The organism is Pseudomonas sp. AK181 (assembly GCF_051122975.1).
In the GTDB taxonomy this organism is placed as follows: domain Bacteria; phylum Pseudomonadota; class Gammaproteobacteria; order Pseudomonadales; family Pseudomonadaceae; genus Aquipseudomonas; species Aquipseudomonas lactis.
Genome location: NZ_CP146348.1, coordinates 6,245,289 through 6,261,436, shown reverse-complemented (window position 1 = coordinate 6,261,436; position 16,148 = coordinate 6,245,289). Strand labels below are relative to the sequence as shown.

At 61.5% G+C, this 16,148-nt stretch carries 14 protein-coding genes; 3 read left to right on the top strand and 11 right to left on the bottom strand.

Going from position 1 to position 16,148, the window contains the following annotated elements; translation table 11 throughout:
• Positions 1-2: 2 nt before the first annotated feature.
• From V8689_RS28525 to V8689_RS28500, 6 genes are all read right to left on the bottom strand, one after another.
• Positions 3-1,244, bottom strand: a complete 1,242-nt coding sequence (locus tag V8689_RS28525; RefSeq protein ID WP_056782602.1) for an SfnB family sulfur acquisition oxidoreductase — start codon at positions 1,242-1,244, stop codon at positions 3-5.
• Between the two features lie 185 nt (positions 1,245-1,429).
• Positions 1,430-2,218, bottom strand: a complete 789-nt coding sequence (locus V8689_RS28520; protein WP_434520660.1) for a hypothetical protein — start codon at positions 2,216-2,218, stop codon at positions 1,430-1,432.
• Between the two features lie 394 nt (positions 2,219-2,612).
• Positions 2,613-3,359, bottom strand: a complete 747-nt coding sequence (gene tcyN, locus V8689_RS28515) for an L-cystine ABC transporter ATP-binding protein TcyN (RefSeq protein ID WP_056782604.1) — start codon at positions 3,357-3,359, stop codon at positions 2,613-2,615.
• Positions 3,360-3,362: 3 nt separating this feature from the next.
• The gene (tcyL, locus tag V8689_RS28510; RefSeq protein WP_003187646.1) at positions 3,363-4,028 is read right to left on the bottom strand and encodes a cystine ABC transporter permease; all 666 of its coding nucleotides are present in this window, start codon (positions 4,026-4,028) and stop codon (positions 3,363-3,365) included.
• Positions 4,028-4,822, bottom strand: coding sequence for a cystine ABC transporter substrate-binding protein (gene tcyJ, locus V8689_RS28505; RefSeq protein ID WP_014716462.1), 795 nt, complete (start codon positions 4,820-4,822; stop codon positions 4,028-4,030). Before tcyJ ends, tcyL begins: the two co-directional genes overlap by 1 nt.
• Before the next feature lie 272 nt (positions 4,823-5,094).
• Positions 5,095-6,090: a D-cysteine desulfhydrase gene (locus tag V8689_RS28500; RefSeq protein WP_056782605.1), complete on the bottom strand. Its 996-nt coding sequence runs from the start codon at positions 6,088-6,090 to the stop codon at positions 5,095-5,097.
• A gap of 166 nt (positions 6,091-6,256) precedes the next feature.
• Here V8689_RS28500 and epsC point away from each other — a divergent pair, with 166 nt between their 5' ends.
• The 3 genes from epsC to mgrA all read left to right on the top strand — a co-directional run bounded on the left by epsC (position 6,257) and on the right by mgrA (position 10,709).
• On the top strand, positions 6,257-7,183 hold the full coding sequence (gene epsC, locus V8689_RS28495) for a serine O-acetyltransferase EpsC (protein WP_056782606.1): 927 nt from the start codon (positions 6,257-6,259) through the stop codon (positions 7,181-7,183).
• A 399-nt stretch (positions 7,184-7,582) separates the two neighbouring features.
• Positions 7,583-9,544 carry a choline transporter BetT gene (gene betT / locus V8689_RS28490; RefSeq protein WP_177342983.1) on the top strand — a complete coding sequence of 654 codons (1,962 nt, stop codon included), beginning with the start codon at positions 7,583-7,585 and terminating at the stop codon, positions 9,542-9,544.
• 127 nt (positions 9,545-9,671) lie between these two features.
• Positions 9,672-10,709, top strand: coding sequence for an L-glyceraldehyde 3-phosphate reductase (gene mgrA / locus V8689_RS28485; protein ID WP_032894128.1), 1,038 nt, complete (start codon positions 9,672-9,674; stop codon positions 10,707-10,709).
• Positions 10,710-10,849: 140 nt separating this feature from the next.
• On the opposite strand, the gene tauD is transcribed toward mgrA, so the two are convergent.
• From tauD to gshA, 5 genes are all read right to left on the bottom strand, one after another.
• Positions 10,850-11,686, bottom strand: coding sequence for a taurine dioxygenase (gene tauD / locus V8689_RS28480; protein WP_056782608.1), 837 nt, complete (start codon positions 11,684-11,686; stop codon positions 10,850-10,852).
• 14 nt (positions 11,687-11,700) lie between these two features.
• Positions 11,701-12,537, bottom strand: coding sequence for a taurine ABC transporter permease TauC (gene tauC, locus V8689_RS28475; protein ID WP_056782609.1), 837 nt, complete (start codon positions 12,535-12,537; stop codon positions 11,701-11,703).
• Positions 12,534-13,313: a taurine ABC transporter ATP-binding subunit gene (gene tauB, locus V8689_RS28470; RefSeq protein ID WP_032894125.1), complete on the bottom strand. Its 780-nt coding sequence runs from the start codon at positions 13,311-13,313 to the stop codon at positions 12,534-12,536. Before tauB ends, tauC begins: the two co-directional genes overlap by 4 nt.
• 17 nt (positions 13,314-13,330) lie before the next feature.
• A complete protein-coding gene (tauA, locus tag V8689_RS28465) occupies positions 13,331-14,308 on the bottom strand; it encodes a taurine ABC transporter substrate-binding protein (protein WP_056782610.1) in 978 nt (325 codons plus the stop codon).
• Between the two features lie 209 nt (positions 14,309-14,517).
• The gene (gene gshA, locus V8689_RS28460) at positions 14,518-16,101 is read right to left on the bottom strand and encodes a glutamate--cysteine ligase (protein WP_056782611.1); all 1,584 of its coding nucleotides are present in this window, start codon (positions 16,099-16,101) and stop codon (positions 14,518-14,520) included.
• Between the last annotated feature and the right edge of the window lie 47 nt (positions 16,102-16,148).

Sequence of the window (16,148 nt, the reverse complement as noted above, 5' to 3'; positions counted from 1 at the left end):
GGTTAAATCCAGGAATGACGAGCCGGCAAGGTGCCGTTGAGTCGATAGGCGCCGATGGCGTGGTACTTCCAGCGCACCGGGTCGTGCAGGGTGTGCACGCGGGCGTTGCGCCAGTGACGGTCAAGGTTGAATTCGGCCAGGGTGGCGCGGCTGCCCGCCAGTTCGAAGAGCTTCTCGGTGACCTGCAGCGCCACTTCGGTGGTCAGCACCTTGGCCTCGGCCACGGCAATCGAGGCGTGGGCGGCGGACTGCGCGGTAATCGGCGCGGCGCTGACCTGGTCCAGCACCTGGCCCGCCTTGCGCAGCAGGGCTTCGGCGGCGTGCAGTTCGATCTTCAACTTACCGATATCGGCGATCACATACAGGTCGTCGCTGGCTCGCTCGACCTTGGCGTCGATCCACGGGCGCGAACGTTCACGCACGAAGGCAATGGCATCGTCGAGGGCGCCCCGGGCGATGCCGGCGTCGATGGCGGCCTGGATCAGTTGCGACACGGCCCCCTGAATATTCGGGGTTTCGCCCAGGCGCCAATTGTCGATGACCAGGTCTGGCTCCACGGCCACGCGGTCAAGCAAGACGGTGCCGCTGGCGGTGGTGCGTTGGCCGAAGCCGGACCAGTCATCAACGATGCGCAGCCCTTCGCTGCCGCGACGCACAAAGGCCATGACCTGCTTGCCGTCATCGTTCAGGGCCTTGATTGCCACCCAGTGGGCAAACAGGGCGCCAGTAGAGTAGAACTTCTGCCCGCTGACCACGAACCCGTCGCCTTCGGCCGTGAGGCGCGCCTTGAGCTCCAGGGTGTTTTTGGTGCCGCGTTCGGGGCCGCCGTTGCCGATGCGCCAGCCGTCGAGCACGCTCTGGAACAGCTGCTTTTTCTGGCGCTCGGTGGCGGTGCCCTGCAACACATGCAGGATGCCGAAATGGTTTTGCGGGATCTGCCCGAGGGCTGGGTCGGCCGCGCTGATGATTGCGAAGACTTCGGCCAGGGTCACAAACGACACCTGGGGCCCGCCGTATTCACGGGGAATGGAAATACTGCCCAAGCCGCTGCGGGTGAACTGTTCGAGCTGCGCCCAGGGCAGTTTGCGTTGCTGGTCGCGCTGGGCGGCCTGCGCGCGCGCAGCCTGGGCCAGCTCGTGGGCGGCGCTCAGCGCCTGGGCGTCGTTGCGCAGCACCGTGGCGGGCAACAGCAGAGGGGCTACGTCCAGATCACTCTGGGGGGATGTTAGTGCCAAGTTAGACATCAGCGCCGCTCCTTGGCTGCACTTAATGCCCTGGCGTTGTGCACCGGGGTAATTCTGACCATACCGACCTCGCATTCAATGAAATAAACAGAAAAATCAGGAATGTCCGGTGGTCCGGTGCATATACCCTAAGCGTGTTAATTATTTAAATAAACTAACTTTTAGGAATATGCATAGAAGGGCTGTCACCCCGGTTCACAGGGTGAGCCGAAGCGACGCGGTTGATAGCCTGGCGTGGACGAGGCTGGGCAGGGCGGTGTGCAGGCGGCGATGCGCAGCGTACGGGCGGGCGCCCAGCGGGAGTTGTTACCCACGCGGTCGAGAATGCAGTAGGTGACCTCCAGCCGGCAGTCGTCGCCGGCTTCGATAATCACCTGGGGCGGCACCCACACCTGCACCGCCAGGCCGACGCCCTGGGCCTGGATGCGGGGCAGGTCCAGGCGTACATCGCCCCAGCGCAAGGTGATGGCATCGCCCGTGCTCATGTTCAGGTAAGGCTCGATGGTCAGCGGAATGCCGCGCCTTACCTGGCTGCTGTTGACGCCATGGCGGCGGATCGTCTCGGGCAGGTTCACGGGCGCCAGGTTCTGGTTTTCGTCGCCGCCTTCAGGGTTCAGGTGCGGCAAAGGCTGACCGCCGGGGTAGCTGGTCTTGACCCGCACCAGGGTCACCGCCGAGCGCATCGGGCCATGGCCGATCTGCAAGACCTGGTAGTGAACGCGTGCCGGTCCGTCCTGCACAAAGCTTTCCGGCACGCACAGGTGCGTGCACGTGCCGATCTTGCATGCCGTCACCTTGCGTGAGGCGGCAAAGCAGTTGTTCCAGAACAGTTCGATCAGGTCGCCTTCTTCCATGCTCGGGTAGGGCGAGATATCGACCTGCAAATGGGCGGACGCCAGGGCGCTGATGCCGTTTCCAATAGCCTGGGGCAGCTTTGGGGCACGGAGCGTGGCCGGGGTTTGAGTGTGTGTCATAAGTAATCTCCTTGATGCAGCCAGCAGCAATCGTTCCGAAACCTCGACGCACAGGCGTAAGGGGGTCGAAAGACACGATTCAGTCAGTAGCCGGGATAGGATCCAATCCTCAAGGCGCTAGATAAGAGGGTTGGCCGAGGAGCGTCAATGGAGGCAAAGGGCTAAACGACGGGTTTGGCGAGATTCAGAAGGGTCTGACGGGGAGGGGGATTTTAAGGCGCTTGCGAGGGGGGCTTTTACCAGGTGGTATGAGGGTTTCTTGTAGGAGCTGCTTTTTGTGGCGAGGGAGCTTGCTCCCGTCGGGCTGCGAAGCGGCCCCACTATTTTTGGGAGCGCTTCGCACTCCGGCGGGAGCAAGCTCCCTCGCCACAAGAGCACGCCGTTTTGAGTTATGTCAGTGGGCGAGGAATTTGCTCAGGAACTGCTTGGTGCGTTCTTCCCTGGGGTTGGCAAACAGCGCCTTGGCTTCGCCTTGTTCGACGATCACGCCCTTGTCGAAAAAGATCACCCGGTTGGCCACATCACGGGCAAAGCTCATCTCGTGGGTGACGATGACCATGGTGCGGTTTTCTTCGGCCAGGCTGCGAATGGTCGCCAAGACTTCGCCCACCAGTTCCGGGTCGAGGGCCGAGGTGGGTTCGTCAAACAGGATCACCTCCGGCTCCATGGCCAAGGCGCGGGCAATCGCCACACGCTGTTGCTGGCCGCCGGACAACCGCCTTGGGTAGGACGCTTCCTTGCCCGCCAGGCCAACCCTGGCCAACAGCGTGCGCCCCAGTTCGGCCGCTGCTTCCCGTGGCATCTTCTTGACCACGATGGGGCCTTCGATGACGTTTTCCAGCGCGGTGCGGTGGGGGAACAGGTTGAAGTTCTGGAACACAAAGCCCACATGCTGGCGCAGGCGACGCACCAGGCCTTGTTGCTGGTTGAGCGGCTTGCTGCTGTCGATCTCGATGTCACCCACCTTGATACGACCGCTGGTGGGTTCTTCGAGGAAGTTCAGGCAGCGCAGGAAGGTGGTCTTGCCCGAACCGCTGGGGCCGATGATGGCGACTACTTCGCCTTCCTTGACCTCCAGGTCGATGCCGTTGAGCACCACCTGACCGTTGAATTGTTTGGTCAGTTTTTCAACCACGATCATGCTTCAAGACTCCAGGTCATGCCGGTTGACCCGGTCTTCCAGACGATTTTGCAGATGCGCCAGGATGCTCGCCAGGATCCAGTAGATCAGGGCTGCGGACAGATACATGGTGAAGATTTCGAAGGTACGTGCCGATACCAGTTGGGCCTGGCGGAACAGCTCGGGCACCTGGATGGTGGCGGCCAGCGCCGTGTCCTTGACCAATGAAATAAAGCTGTTGCCCAAAGGTGGCAACGCCGTGCGCATCGCCTGGGGCAGGATGGCCCGGCGCAACGTCTGCGCACGGGTCATACCGATACTGGCAGCGGCTTCCCACTGGCCACGCTCGATGGAGGCGATGGCGGCCCGCAGGATTTCACAGGCATAGGCAGCCATGTTCAGCGAAAAGCCGATCATGGCGGCTGGGATCGGGTCCAGCTCGATGCCCACTTGCGGCAAGCCGTAGTAGATCAGAAACAGCTGCACCAGCAACGGCGTGCCGCGGAAAAACGATACGTAGACCCGAGCCGTCCAGCTCAAGAGCTTGAAGCGCGACAGGCGCATCAAGGCCAGGCCGAAGCCCAGCAGCAGGCCGAAAAACATCCCGCCCAGGCTGAGGATTACCGTGTAGTACGCGCCCTTGAGCAGAAAGGGCGCGGAGTCCAGCGCGAGTTGGAAACCTGCTTCCATTATTGCGTGACGTCAGCGTTGAAGTACTTCTCGGACAGCGTCTTCAAGGTGCCGTCGGCGCGCAGTTTGTCCAGAGCCTTGTTCACCGCGTCGAGCAATTCAGGCTCGCCTTTGCGCAGGGCGATACCGGATTCCTGACGGGAAAAAGCGTCGCCGGCAGCGGCGGTGTCGGGGGCTTTCTTGGCGTATTCCAGGGCGGCCAGGCGGTCGATCAGAATGGCGTCGATGCGGCCGATGCGCAGGTCCTGGAACTTGGTCGGGTCGTCGTTGTAGGTCTTGATAATGGCTTTGGGTTGGTTGTCCTTGAGCCATTGTTCGTAGTTGGTGCCCAGGCCTACACCGACTTTCTTGCCGGCCAGGTCGTCGGCTTTCTTGATCGAGTCGACGTTCTTTTTCAGCACCAGCGCCTGGATGCCGGACACGGTGTAAGGCTTGGAGAAATCGTACTTTTTCTTGCGCTCTTCGGAGATGGTCACTTGGTTGACCACGGCGTCCAGGCGCTTGGATTCCAGCGCGGCGAGGATGCCGTCCCAAGGTGTGGCTTGCAGCTTGACCTTGACGCCCAGCTCCTTGGCCAGCGCCTCGGACAGTTCCACTTCGAAACCGCTGAGCTTGCCGCTTTCATCGACGAAGCTGAACGGCGGGTAGGTGCCTTCCAGGCCGATCTTGATCTCGCCGGCCTTCTTGATGGTGTTCAACTGCTCGCCGGCAACCGCCTGGCCCAGCCAGCCAGCGCCAAGCGCCAGGCCCAAAGTGCCAACCAACAGCGTGCGACGAAATGCAGAAATAGTCATGGAGAGCCCCTGTGTTTTTATGGTGAGCGAAGCAGGTGACGCGGTAGTCGTATCCTGCCCTAAAGTGCGAAGCGCGTCTTCGCCTTCGGCGCGATGATAAGGTGGGTTTTTAAGTCTTGAAAATAATAAAAATATAATTTCATATTCTTTTGGGGAATATATAAATCTCATGTGGGAGCTGGCTTGCCTGCGATTGCGCTGGGTCAGCCAGAAACTTGGCACTGATACACCGCAATCGCAGGCAAGCCAGCTCCCACATTGACCGTATTCAATCAGCTGAAAACCGAGTCATAGGCAAACAATGCCGGCGCGCCACCGGTATGCAGGAAAATAATCGGCCCCTCTTCAAAGCGCTGGCGCCCGATGCCGTCGAGCAAACCGGCCATGGCCTTGCCGGTATACACCGGGTCCAGCAACAGACCTTCCTGGCTGGCCAAAAGTTTGATCGCCGAGAGGGTGCCAGCGTTTGGCTCGCCATACCGCGGCCCGAAATACTCGTCCCACAGGGTGACCTTGAAGGCGTCGGGAATAGCCACACCGAGCAACTCGGCGGTGCGTTCGGCCAGGCCCTGCACCTTGGGCAATTGCGCTTGCTCGGTGCGCGACACCGTGATGCCGATCACTGGCAACTGCGGCAGTGCTTCGCTCAAGGCCAGGGCCAGGCCGCTGTGGGTGCCGGCGCTGCCAGAGGCGAGCACCACGGCGGCGAATTCAATGCCGCTGTCTTCAATCTGCGCGGCCAACTCCAGCCCGGCGCGCACGTAACCCAATGCGCCGAGGGCGTTGGAGCCGCCGATAGGCACCAGGTACGGCTTCTTGCCGTTACTGCGCAGGCGGTCGGCGAGGGCGTTGAGTTGGTCGTCGACGTTGTCGAGGTTTTCCACCAGTTCCACTTTGGCGTCGAACAGCTCCAGCAGCAGGCGATTGCCGTTGCCCAGGTAGTTGGGGTCTTCAGTGCCGGTAGGGTTTTCCAGCAGTGCCACACAGCCCAGGCCGAGCTTGGCAGCCAGCGCGGCGGTCTGGCGCACATGGTTGGACTGGATCGCGCCGGCGGTGACCAAGGTATCGGCGCCCTGGGCGATGGCATCGGCAGCCAGGTATTCAAGTTTGCGCAGCTTATTGCCGCCCATGGCCAGCGGCGTGGTGTCATCGCGTTTGACGTAGATGTCCCTGCCCAGCCAGGCCGACAGCCGCTCGAGTTTTTCCAGGGCGGTGGCATTGCCCAGTAGATCCAGGCGGTCAAAACGGTCGAGCTGTTGTTTGATCATGGTTACGCACGGTGGCTGAGTGATGGGGGGACTATAGGCAGGCACTTTTCATCGGGCAACCGTCAATCGCTTATGACGAAAGGTTCTTAGGCTCACACCATTGGTTCTTAAGAGCTGCCCAGGTGCATACCGTAAAGTGATGGCCATTTCGTCAGGAGTGAATACCGTGAGTGAGCGTTCCAGTCATTGGCAATTGCAGACCATCGTCAGCCAACTGCGCGGCGCCCGCGACCAGTGGCGAACGCGCAACGGGCGCTTGAGTGGCGAGCACGGTGGCCGCGAATTGCCGTCCCGCGAGGCGGTGGCGCAGATTCTTGAGGCGTTGTGCGGTGCGCTGTTTCCGATGCGCCTGGGCCCGGCGGACCTGCGCGAAGAAAGCGAAGACTTCTATGTGGGCCATACCCTCGACGTCGCGCTCAACGCCTTGCTCGCCCAGGCGCGCCTGGAGCTGCGCTATGCCGCACGCCAGAGCGGTGAAGATGACAGTGAAGTCAACGCCCAGGCCATTCGCCTGATCCAGGGTTTCGCCCTGGCGTTGCCATCCTTGCGCAGCCTGCTGGACACCGACGTACTGGCGGCCTACCACGGCGACCCGGCCGCACGCAGTGTGGATGAAGTGCTGCTGTGCTACCCGGGCATCCTGGCGGTGATCCACCATCGCCTAGCCCACCACCTGTACCGCGCCGGCCTGCCGCTGTTGGCGCGGATCAGTGCAGAAATCGCCCACTCGGCCACCGGCATTGATATCCACCCCGGCGCGCAGATCGGCCCGAGCTTCTTTATCGACCACGGCACGGGCGTGGTGATTGGCGAGACGGCGATCATTGGCGAGCGGGTGCGCATCTACCAGGCCGTGACGCTGGGGGCCAAACGCTTTCCGGCGGATGAAGATGGGCAATTGCAGAAAGGCCATCCGCGTCACCCCATCGTTGAGAATGATGTGGTGATCTACGCCGGGGCGACGATCCTGGGGCGGATCACCATTGGCCAGGGTTCGACCATCGGCGGCAATGTGTGGCTGACCCGCAGCGTGCCGGCCGGGGCGAATATCACCCAGGCGAACTTGCAGCATGATGATGGGGCGCAGAAGTAATACCTGAGCCAACCGCCGACCAGTGTGGGAGCTGGCTTGCCTGCGATAGCGGTGTATCAGTTAACAGATGGGTGGCTGACCCACCGCTATCGCAGGCAAGCCAGCTCCCACATTTCGTATGTATTTCAACGTGGGGTCGCTGAACGATTTGCCTCCTTCATCCGTCATACCAATCCCTGAGCTAGTGTAGGAAACACCTACCACTCAGCCCTGCGATTAGTCCAAGACCGCCTATTCATGTTTAACTTGAACGTTCGTTCAAGTTAAACCGGTGGTTCGCTGCCCGCTCACAACAGGAGGCTTACCTTTGCTGAGTCCGTTTTTTACAGCCATATCCCGCAACCTTGAGGTGCATCGTTCATGAGTGCATCGTCTACCTCATCCAGCGGCCTGGTGCGCATGAATGCGCCCGTTTTCTACTTTGCCGCCACCGTCATCCTGCTGTTTGGCATCACGGTCATCGCTATCCCGCAACAGGCCGGTGCCTGGCTGCTGGCGGCGCAAAACTGGGCGGCCAACACGGTCGGCTGGTATTACATGCTGGCGATGACGCTGTATCTGGTCTTCGTGGTGGTCACCGCGTTATCGGGCTACGGCAAGATAAAACTCGGTGCCGACCACGACGAGCCCGAATTCAGTTACCTGTCCTGGGCCGGCATGTTGTTCGCCGCCGGGATCAGCATCACGTTGTTTTTCTTTTGCGTCTCGGAGCCGCTGACGCACTTGGTGCAGCCGCCCCAGGGCGAAGCAATGAACGCCGATGCGGCGCGGCAGGCCATGCAGGTGCTGTTCCTGCATTGGGGCCTGCATGGCTGGGGCGTGTTCGCGTTTGTCGGCATGGCCCTGGCGTATTTCGCCTACCGGCATAACCTGCCGCTGGCGTTGCGCTCGGCGCTGTACCCGCTGATCGGCAAGCGCATCAATGGCCCTATCGGTTACGCCGTGGATGGCTTCGGCATCATTGCCACGGTGTTCGGCCTGGGCGCCGACATGGGCTTTGGCGTGCTGCACCTCAATTCTGGCCTGGACTACCTGTTTGGCATTGCCCACACCCAGTGGATCCAGGTGGGCCTGATCACCCTGATGATGGGCGCGGCGATCATCGTGGCCGTGGCCGGCGTCGACAAGGGCGTGCGGGTGATGTCCGACATCAACATGCTGCTGGCCTGTGCGCTGCTGCTGTTCGTGTTGTTCGCCGGGCCTACCCAGCACCTGCTCAACACCTTGATCCAGAACATCGGTGACTATCTGGGGGCGTTGCCCACCAAGAGTTTTGATGTGTACGCCTACAACGAGCCGAGCGACTGGCTGGGCGGCTGGACGGTGTTCTACTGGGCCTGGTGGATCGCATGGTCGCCGTTCGTGGGCCTGTTTATCGCGCGTATTTCCCGTGGCCGCACCATCCGTGAATTCGTGTTTGGCGTGCTGCTGATTCCGCTGGGCTTCACCCTGGCGTGGATGTCGATCTTCGGTAACAGCGCCATCGACCAGGTGCTCAACCATGGCATGGCCGCACTGGGCCAGTCGGCGATCGATGACCCATCGATGAGCCTCTACCTGCTGCTGGAAACCTACCCATGGAGCAAGACCGTGATCGCGGTCACGGTGTTCATCAGCTTTGTGTTCTTCGTGACCTCGGCGGACTCCGGCACTGTAGTGCTCTCCACGCTCTCGTCCAAAGGCGGCAACGCTGACGAAGACGGGCCGAAGTGGCTGCGTGTGTTCTGGGGTGCGATGACCGCCCTGGTCACCAGTGCGTTGCTGTTCGCCGGCAGTATCGACTCGCTCAAGTCTGCGGTGGTACTGACCTCGCTGCCGTTCTCGCTGATTCTGCTGCTGATGATGTGGGGGCTGCATAAGGCGTTCTACCTGGAGTCGCAAAAGCAGATCGCGCAGTTGCATTCCCTGGCGCCGATCTCCGCTTCGCGCAAAGGCCGAGGCGGCTGGCGCCAGCGTTTGAGCCAGGCGGTGCATTTCCCATCCCGCGATGAGGTGTACCGTTTCCTCGACACCACGGTGCGCCCGGCGATTGAAGAAGTGACCGCAGTGTTTGTCGAGAAGGGCCTTACGGTAGTGACCCAGCCGGACCCGTCCAACGACAGCGTCAGCCTCGAAATCGGCCATGGCGAAGAACGCCCGTTCATCTACCAGGTGCAGATGCGTGGCTACTTCACACCGTCGTTCGCCCTGGGCGGCATCGGCAAGAAAGAGATCAACAACCGCCGCTACTATCGGGCCGAAGTGCACTTGAGTGAGGGCAGCCAGGACTATGATCTGGTGGGCTACACCAAGGAGCAGATCATCAATGACATCCTCGACCAGTACGAGCGCCATCTGCAATTCCTGCATTTGGTGCGCTGATAGCGTTCCTCTCAAGTAGGTCTTTGCTGTAAAAGGAAGAGGCAGCCTTAAGCGATTCAGCTGCTTAGAAGGCCCGGGAATATGCCTATTCCCGGGCCTTATTTGCCCTAGATCAAGAGAGGATTCGATGACGTACATTGCTGCCGAAAACCGCTATGAATCTATTCCTTATCGCCGCGTAGGCCGCAGCGGATTAGTGCTGCCAGCACTGTCCCTGGGGTTGTGGCACAACTTTGGCGACAGCACCCCGATCGACACCCAGCGCGCCTTGCTGCGCACGGCGTTCGACCTGGGCATCAACCACTTCGACCTGGCCAACAACTACGGCCCGCCCTACGGCAGCGCCGAGATCAATTTCGGCCGGTTGCTGCGCGAAGACTTCAAGCACTATCGCGACGAACTGATCATCTCCAGCAAAGCCGGTTGGGACATGTGGCCAGGCCCTTACGGCCAGGGTGGTGGTTCGCGTAAATACGTGTTGGCCAGCCTGGACCAGAGCCTGCAACGTCTGGGCGTCGACTATGTGGATATCTTCTACTCCCACCGCTTCGACCCCGACACACCCCTGGAAGAGACCGCCAGCGCCCTGGCCACCGCCGTGCAGCAAGGCAAGGCGTTGTACATCGGTATCTCGTCTTACTCCGGGGTAAAAACCCGCGAAATAGCAGCTTTGCTCAGCGAATGGAAAGTGCCGCTGTTGATCCACCAGCCGGCCTATAACCTGCTCAACCGTTGGGTAGAAAAAGACCTGCTGGACACCACCGAAGAACTCGGCGCCGGGGTGATCGCCTTCACGCCGCTGGCCCAGGGTTTGTTGACCGATAAATACCTCAACGGCGTACCGGCCGATGCGCGGGTGAACCGTCCGGGTGGTGGCTCGTTGCAGGCCCAGCACCTGTCCGAAGCCAACATCGCCCATGTACGCGGCCTGAATGAAATCGCCAAGCGCCGTGGCCAGAGCCTGGCCCAGTTGGCGCTGGCGTGGACATTACGTGACCCACGGGTAACCAGTGCGCTGATCGGCGCAAGCCGGCCGGAGCAGATTATCGAGAACGTCGGGGCGTTGAAGAATTTGAGCTTCAGTGCAGAAGAGCTGGCGGAGATTGATCGGTTTGCGCAGGAAGGTGGGATCAATTTGTGGGAAAAGCCGTCCACCGCTGAATAACCTGCCACTACTGGGTGATCGTTCCCACGCTCTGCGTGGGAACGCAGCCCCGGACGCTCGGCGTCCGCTTTAAAGTCGTGACGCAGAGCATCACAGGAGCCATTCCCACGCAGAGCGTGGGAACGATCTGTCGCCACGCGTTAGAACGGCACATCCCCAAGAATCGTCGCCCGGTGCATCACCCGCCGCTGCGGCCGGTAGTCATCCACGGCGTAATGCTGGGTAACGCGGTTATCCCAGAACGCCACATCATTCTCCTGCCAGCGCCAGCGGATGGTGAATTCCGGGCGGGTGGCGTGGGCGAACAGCAGCTTGAGAATCGCCTCGCTTTCGGCCGGTTCCAGCTCATTGATTCGCGTGGTGAAACCGTCGCTGACGAACAGCGATTTACGCCCACTTACCGGATGCGTGCGCACGACTGGGTGCGATAGCGGCGGGTTTTTCTTGCGGGTTGCTTCCCAGCGCACAAGGTCCTCGGCGGTGTTGCCAAAGCGCTCCAGCGGGAAAGATTTGGTGAAGTCGTGTGTAGCGGTGAGCCCATCGAGCAAGCGCTTCAACGGCTCGGACAACGCCTCATACGCCGCAATCCCGCTGGCCCACAAGGTATCGCCGCCGAACGCTGGCAACAGTTTGGCGCTGAGCACCGCGCCCAGGGCCGGTGTGGGCAGGAAGGTCACGTCGGTATGCCACACCGCGTTATCCCGCACATCGGTGACGGCGGTGTCGAGGATCAGCACTTCGGGTTGTTCCGGCACGTTGGGGTAGATAGGGTGGATGTGCAGGTCGCCAAAGTTTGCCGCGAACCGTGCCTGTTGCTGGGGCGTGATCGGCTGGTCACGGAAGAACAACACCGAATAGTCGAGCAACGCCTGTTCAATGGCGTCGCGCTGTTCGGGGTTCAGCGGCTGGGTGATATCGACGCCGCTGATCTGGGCGCCCAGGGCGGTGCTTAATGGGGTAACGGTCAGGCTGCTCATTGTGGGTTCTTCACTCAGTGTGCCTGGCCATGCCAGGGCACTAATTTACGCTGCAGGGCGCGCAGGCCCATTTCCATGGCGAAGGCGATCAGGGCGATCACCAGGATCCCCAGCACCACCACATCGGTGACCAGGAATTGCGCCGCCGACTGCACCATGAAGCCCAGGCCGCTGGTGGCGGCAATTAACTCGGCCGCCACCAGGGTCGACCAGCCCACGCCCAGGCCGATGCGCACACCGGTGAGGATATCGGGCAGGGCGCTGGGCAGGATCACATGGCGAATCAGTTGCGCGCGGGTCGCGCCCAATGACTGCGCCGCGCGCAATTTGGCCGGGTCGACGGTGCGCACGCCCGTGGCGGTGGCGATGGCAATCGGCGCGAAAATCGCGAGGTAAATCAGCAGCACCTTGGACAGCTCGCCAATGCCGCACCAGATCACGATCAACGGCAGATAGGCCAGGGGCGGAATTGGCCGGTAGAACTCGATCAGCGGATCGAGAATGCCACGGGCGATACGGTTGGCACCGATAGCGATCCCCACCGGCACGGCGGTCAGTACTGCAAAGCCCAGGCCCAGGCCGATGCGGCTGAGGCTCGCGCCCAGGTGCTGCCACAAGGTGGAATCCATATAACCGGTGGTTGCCAGCAGCCAGCCTTTTTGCAACACGGCCGACGGTGGCGGCAAGAACAGGGGCTCGATCAATCCGGTGGCGGTGACGGCCCACCAGAGGGCGAGCAAGGCCACCAGGGTGAGCAGGCTGATCCAGCGCGTGCTCAGGCGACGGCGCAGCGGGATCACGGCATGCGTCGCAGGCGGGGTGGCCGTGGCGGGAAGTTCGTAGCTGCTCATGCGTACACCTGTCGTTGGGAGAACACTTTGCCCAGCACGTGTTCGCGGGTTTCGATAAAGCGCGGGTCGGATTTGATGGCGCGGGCCGATTCACCGGCGGCATAGCGTTGGCCGAAGTCCAGCGGCAACCGTTCAACGATCTGGCCGGGGTTGGGCGCGAGCAAGATCAGGTCGGTGGCGAGAAACACCGCCTCTTCGATGTCGTGGGTAATCAGGAACACCGGCTTGGCCGTGCGCCGCCACACTTGCAGCAGCAACTCCTGCATCTGTTCACGGGTGAAGGCATCCAGGGCGCCGAAGGGTTCGTCCATCAGCAATACGCGCGGGTCGGCCGCCAACGCACGCGCCAGGCCGACGCGTTGCTTCTGGCCACCGGAGAGTTGCCAGATGCGGCGGCTGTCGAAACCGGCCAGGTCCACCAGTGCGAGCATTTCACGGGCGCGCACGTCGCGCTGCGCCTTGGGTACGCCGGCCAGTTCCAGGCCGAACGCCACATTGGCCAACACGTCCTGCCAGGGCAGCAGCGCGTCGTCCTGGAACACCACGCCGCGTTCGGCGCTGGGGCCTTTGACCGGCACGCCATCGAGGGTGATGCGCCCGGCAGACGGTTCGACGAAACCGGCAATCAGGTTCAACAGCGAAGTCTTGCCACTGCCGGAGGGGCCCAGGGCAACCAGCAATTGCTGGGGCCCAAGCTCCAATGAAATATCGGACAGTACCGGTTCCGGGGCGCCTGGGTACTGTGCGCTGATGCGCTCCAGTTGTAGCAAGGCCATCGCAGTGAACTCCTGGGTCAGTGGGTAATGAACTGGGCGCTGACGTAAGGGGCGTAGTCGGGCAGCACGGCATCGACCTTGCCCTGTTCCTTGAGGAACGCAGCGGTGTCGGTGACGGCCTTGGTGGTCGGCGCGCCCAGCAGGGTGACTTGGTCAGCGGCCAACGGATAAACGTTGCCTTGCAGCAGCAACGGGATGTCGCTGGCCTTGGCGCCGGAGAGTTTCACCAGCTTGTCGACGTTACCGGCATCGGCGAGCCAGGCTTGTGGGTCTTTGCGGTAGGCGGCGTAGGCATCAAGAGTGACCTTGGCGAAAGCGGTGACAATCTCCGGGTGCTTCTCGGCGAAATCCTTGCGCACGATCCAGGCATCGAACGTCGGCGCGCCGAACTTGGCCAGCTCCCCGGAGGTGATCAGCACCTTGCCGGTTTCCTTGGCCACGCCCAGAGCTGGGTCCCACACATAGGTGGCGTCGATATCACCGCGCTTCCAAGCGGCGATGATGGCCGGCGGGGCGAGGTTGAGGATGGTGACTTTGGCCGGGTCGATGTTCCAGTGTTTCAGCGCGGCGAGCAGGCTGTAGTGGCCGGTAGAAACGAAGGGCACGGCGATCTTTTTGCCTATCAGGTCTTGCGGGCTGTTGATGCCCGAACCGTCACGCGCCACCAGGGCTTCGGCGCCGCCGATCTGGGTGGCGACGAGGAAGGTTTGCACCGGGACTTTGCGGGTGATTGCGGCGGTCAGCGGGCTGGAACCGAGGTAGCCGATCTGTACGTCGCCGGACGCGATGGCGGCGATGATGTCGGCGCCATTGTCGAATTTGCGCCAATCAATCTTGGCGTTAGTGGCTTTCTCATAGGCGCCGTCGGCTTGGGCGACTTTCGCCGGGTCCACGGTGGTCTGGTACGCAATGGTCACATCCGCCGCCTGGGCAAACAGGCTGGCACCGGCCAGGGACAATGCGGCCAACAGGCGCAGAGGGGTCAGCAGTTTCAAGGGGAAGCTCCTCAATCAGGCGGCCGAGGGTCGGCGTGAGAGGAGACTAAATGATCTAAGAATTCGAAAATAAATAACTTTTTCGAATTAGCTTAAAACTTGTAGGAGCGAGCTTGCTCGCGAAAAACGTTAACGGTGACGCGTTCAGTCTGGATGAACGCGGTTTCCGTGGGTTCTTCGCGAGCAAGCTCGCTCCTACAGGGTGCTACTTAGTTGCTGATGGCGAGGATGCTTGCCTGGTACGAGCCGACAAACACGTCGAAATCGCCCACTTCGTTCTGCTCCAGCTCCGCCTGTTGCGCCAGCGACGCACGGGCCAGTTCTTCAAAGCGCGCTTGTTCGTCAGCCGCCAAAGGCTCTTTGCGAAAGTATTCAGCATGCACTTCGCTTTGATGCAGGGAGAACTGCGCAAAACTTTCCTTGCGCTCCGCCATGGCTGCCAACACCTGGGCCGACGGTGTCAGGGACGGGTCCTTGACCTTGGCCAACTGGGCGTCCAGTGCCTCGCTGTGTTCGGTGATGCCGTGGCTCTGATCGAGCAGGGCGGCCAGCGGGGCAATCTTCTCCAGCAACTCGGCGGCCCATTCCTTCATGTCCACCGGCTGGCCGTCACGCTGCAATTGCAGGCCCGGACGGCGGCCTTCCTTGACCACGCTGAGGAAGTTGGAGGTGGCGTTGCCGCACTCGTTGTTGGCGAACAGCGGGCTGTCGTTCAGTGCGCAGTACAGCAGGAACGCGTCGAGGAAACGTGATTCCGGCAGGTCGATACCCATCGGCAGGAACGGGTTGATGTCCAGGCAGCGCACTTCGATGTACTGAATACCACGGGCCATCAGCGCCTGGATCGGCCGCTCGCCGGTGTAGGTCACACGCTTGGGGCGGATGTTGGAGTAGTACTCGTTTTCGATCTGCAGGATGTTGGTATTGAGCTGAACCCACTCGCCATCCTTGTGCGTGCCGACTTCAACGTACGGCGCGTAGGGCGTTGCCACCGCTTCGCGCAGGCTGTCGGTGTAGCTGGCCAAGTCGTTGTAGCACGGCGTCAGGCCGGCCTGCGCGTTGCTCTGGTAACCCAGGTCGCTCATGCGCAGGCTGGTGGCGTAGGGCAGGTACAGGGTGTCGGCGTCGAGGACTTCAAGCTGATGCGAGCGCCCGCGCAGAAAGCCGGCGTCCAGGGCGGGCGAGGCACCGAACAGGTACATCAACAGCCAGCTGTAGCGCCGGAAATTACGGATCAGCGCGATGTAGGCCGTGGACTGATAGTCACGGTCGGTGCCGACAAATCCTTCTGTTTCCTTGAGCAACGGCCACAGCTGTTCCGGCAGGGAAAAGTTGTAGTGGATGCCTGCAATGCACTGCATGGTCTTGCCGTAACGCAGGGCCAAGCCCTTGCGGTACACGTACTTGAGCTGACCGATATTGGAGGTGCCGTAGTAGGCAATCGGAATATCTTCCTCGGCCGGCAAAGGGCACGGCATCGAGGGGCTCCACAGGTATTCGCTGCCCAGCTTGGAGTAGGCAAAGCGATGGATCTTGTCCAGGTTGCTCAGAGTATCGGCCGGGTTCGGCAGGGCTGGGGTGATGAACTCCAGCAGCGATTCCGAGTAGTCGGTGGTGATCTGTTCATTGGTCAGCGCGGCGCCCAAGGCTTCGGGGTGCGGCGTTTGCGCCAGGCGACCTTCGTTGGTGACACGCAGGCATTCGCGCTCGATGCCGTGCAAGCATTGCTCTAGCAGGGAGAGGTGTTCGCGCTTGCCGAGCAGGGCCAGGCGGCGGTTGAGAAGTTCGCTCAAGTTGGATTCCTTCACGCGTCAGTCGCCCCAATATGGGGGTGGGCAGG

What these genes read in the sequence shown, in the direction of transcription:
- V8689_RS28525 (WP_056782602.1), bottom strand. Translation starts at nt 1,244, where the DNA reads ATGTCTAACTTGGCACTAACATCCCCCCAGAGTGATCTGGACGTAGCC.
- V8689_RS28520 (WP_434520660.1), bottom strand. Translation starts at nt 2,218, where the DNA reads ATGACACACACTCAAACCCCGGCCACGCTCCGTGCCCCAAAGCTGCCC.
- tcyN (WP_056782604.1), bottom strand. Translation starts at nt 3,359, where the DNA reads ATGATCGTGGTTGAAAAACTGACCAAACAATTCAACGGTCAGGTGGTG.
- tcyL (WP_003187646.1), bottom strand. Translation starts at nt 4,028, where the DNA reads ATGGAAGCAGGTTTCCAACTCGCGCTGGACTCCGCGCCCTTTCTGCTC.
- tcyJ (WP_014716462.1), bottom strand. Translation starts at nt 4,822, where the DNA reads ATGACTATTTCTGCATTTCGTCGCACGCTGTTGGTTGGCACTTTGGGC.
- V8689_RS28500 (WP_056782605.1), bottom strand. Translation starts at nt 6,090, where the DNA reads ATGATCAAACAACAGCTCGACCGTTTTGACCGCCTGGATCTACTGGGC.
- betT (WP_177342983.1), top strand. Translation starts at nt 7,583, where the DNA reads ATGAATGCGCCCGTTTTCTACTTTGCCGCCACCGTCATCCTGCTGTTT.
- mgrA (WP_032894128.1), top strand. Translation starts at nt 9,672, where the DNA reads ATGACGTACATTGCTGCCGAAAACCGCTATGAATCTATTCCTTATCGC.
- tauD (WP_056782608.1), bottom strand. Translation starts at nt 11,686, where the DNA reads ATGAGCAGCCTGACCGTTACCCCATTAAGCACCGCCCTGGGCGCCCAG.
- tauC (WP_056782609.1), bottom strand. Translation starts at nt 12,537, where the DNA reads ATGAGCAGCTACGAACTTCCCGCCACGGCCACCCCGCCTGCGACGCAT.
- tauB (WP_032894125.1), bottom strand. Translation starts at nt 13,313, where the DNA reads ATGGCCTTGCTACAACTGGAGCGCATCAGCGCACAGTACCCAGGCGCC.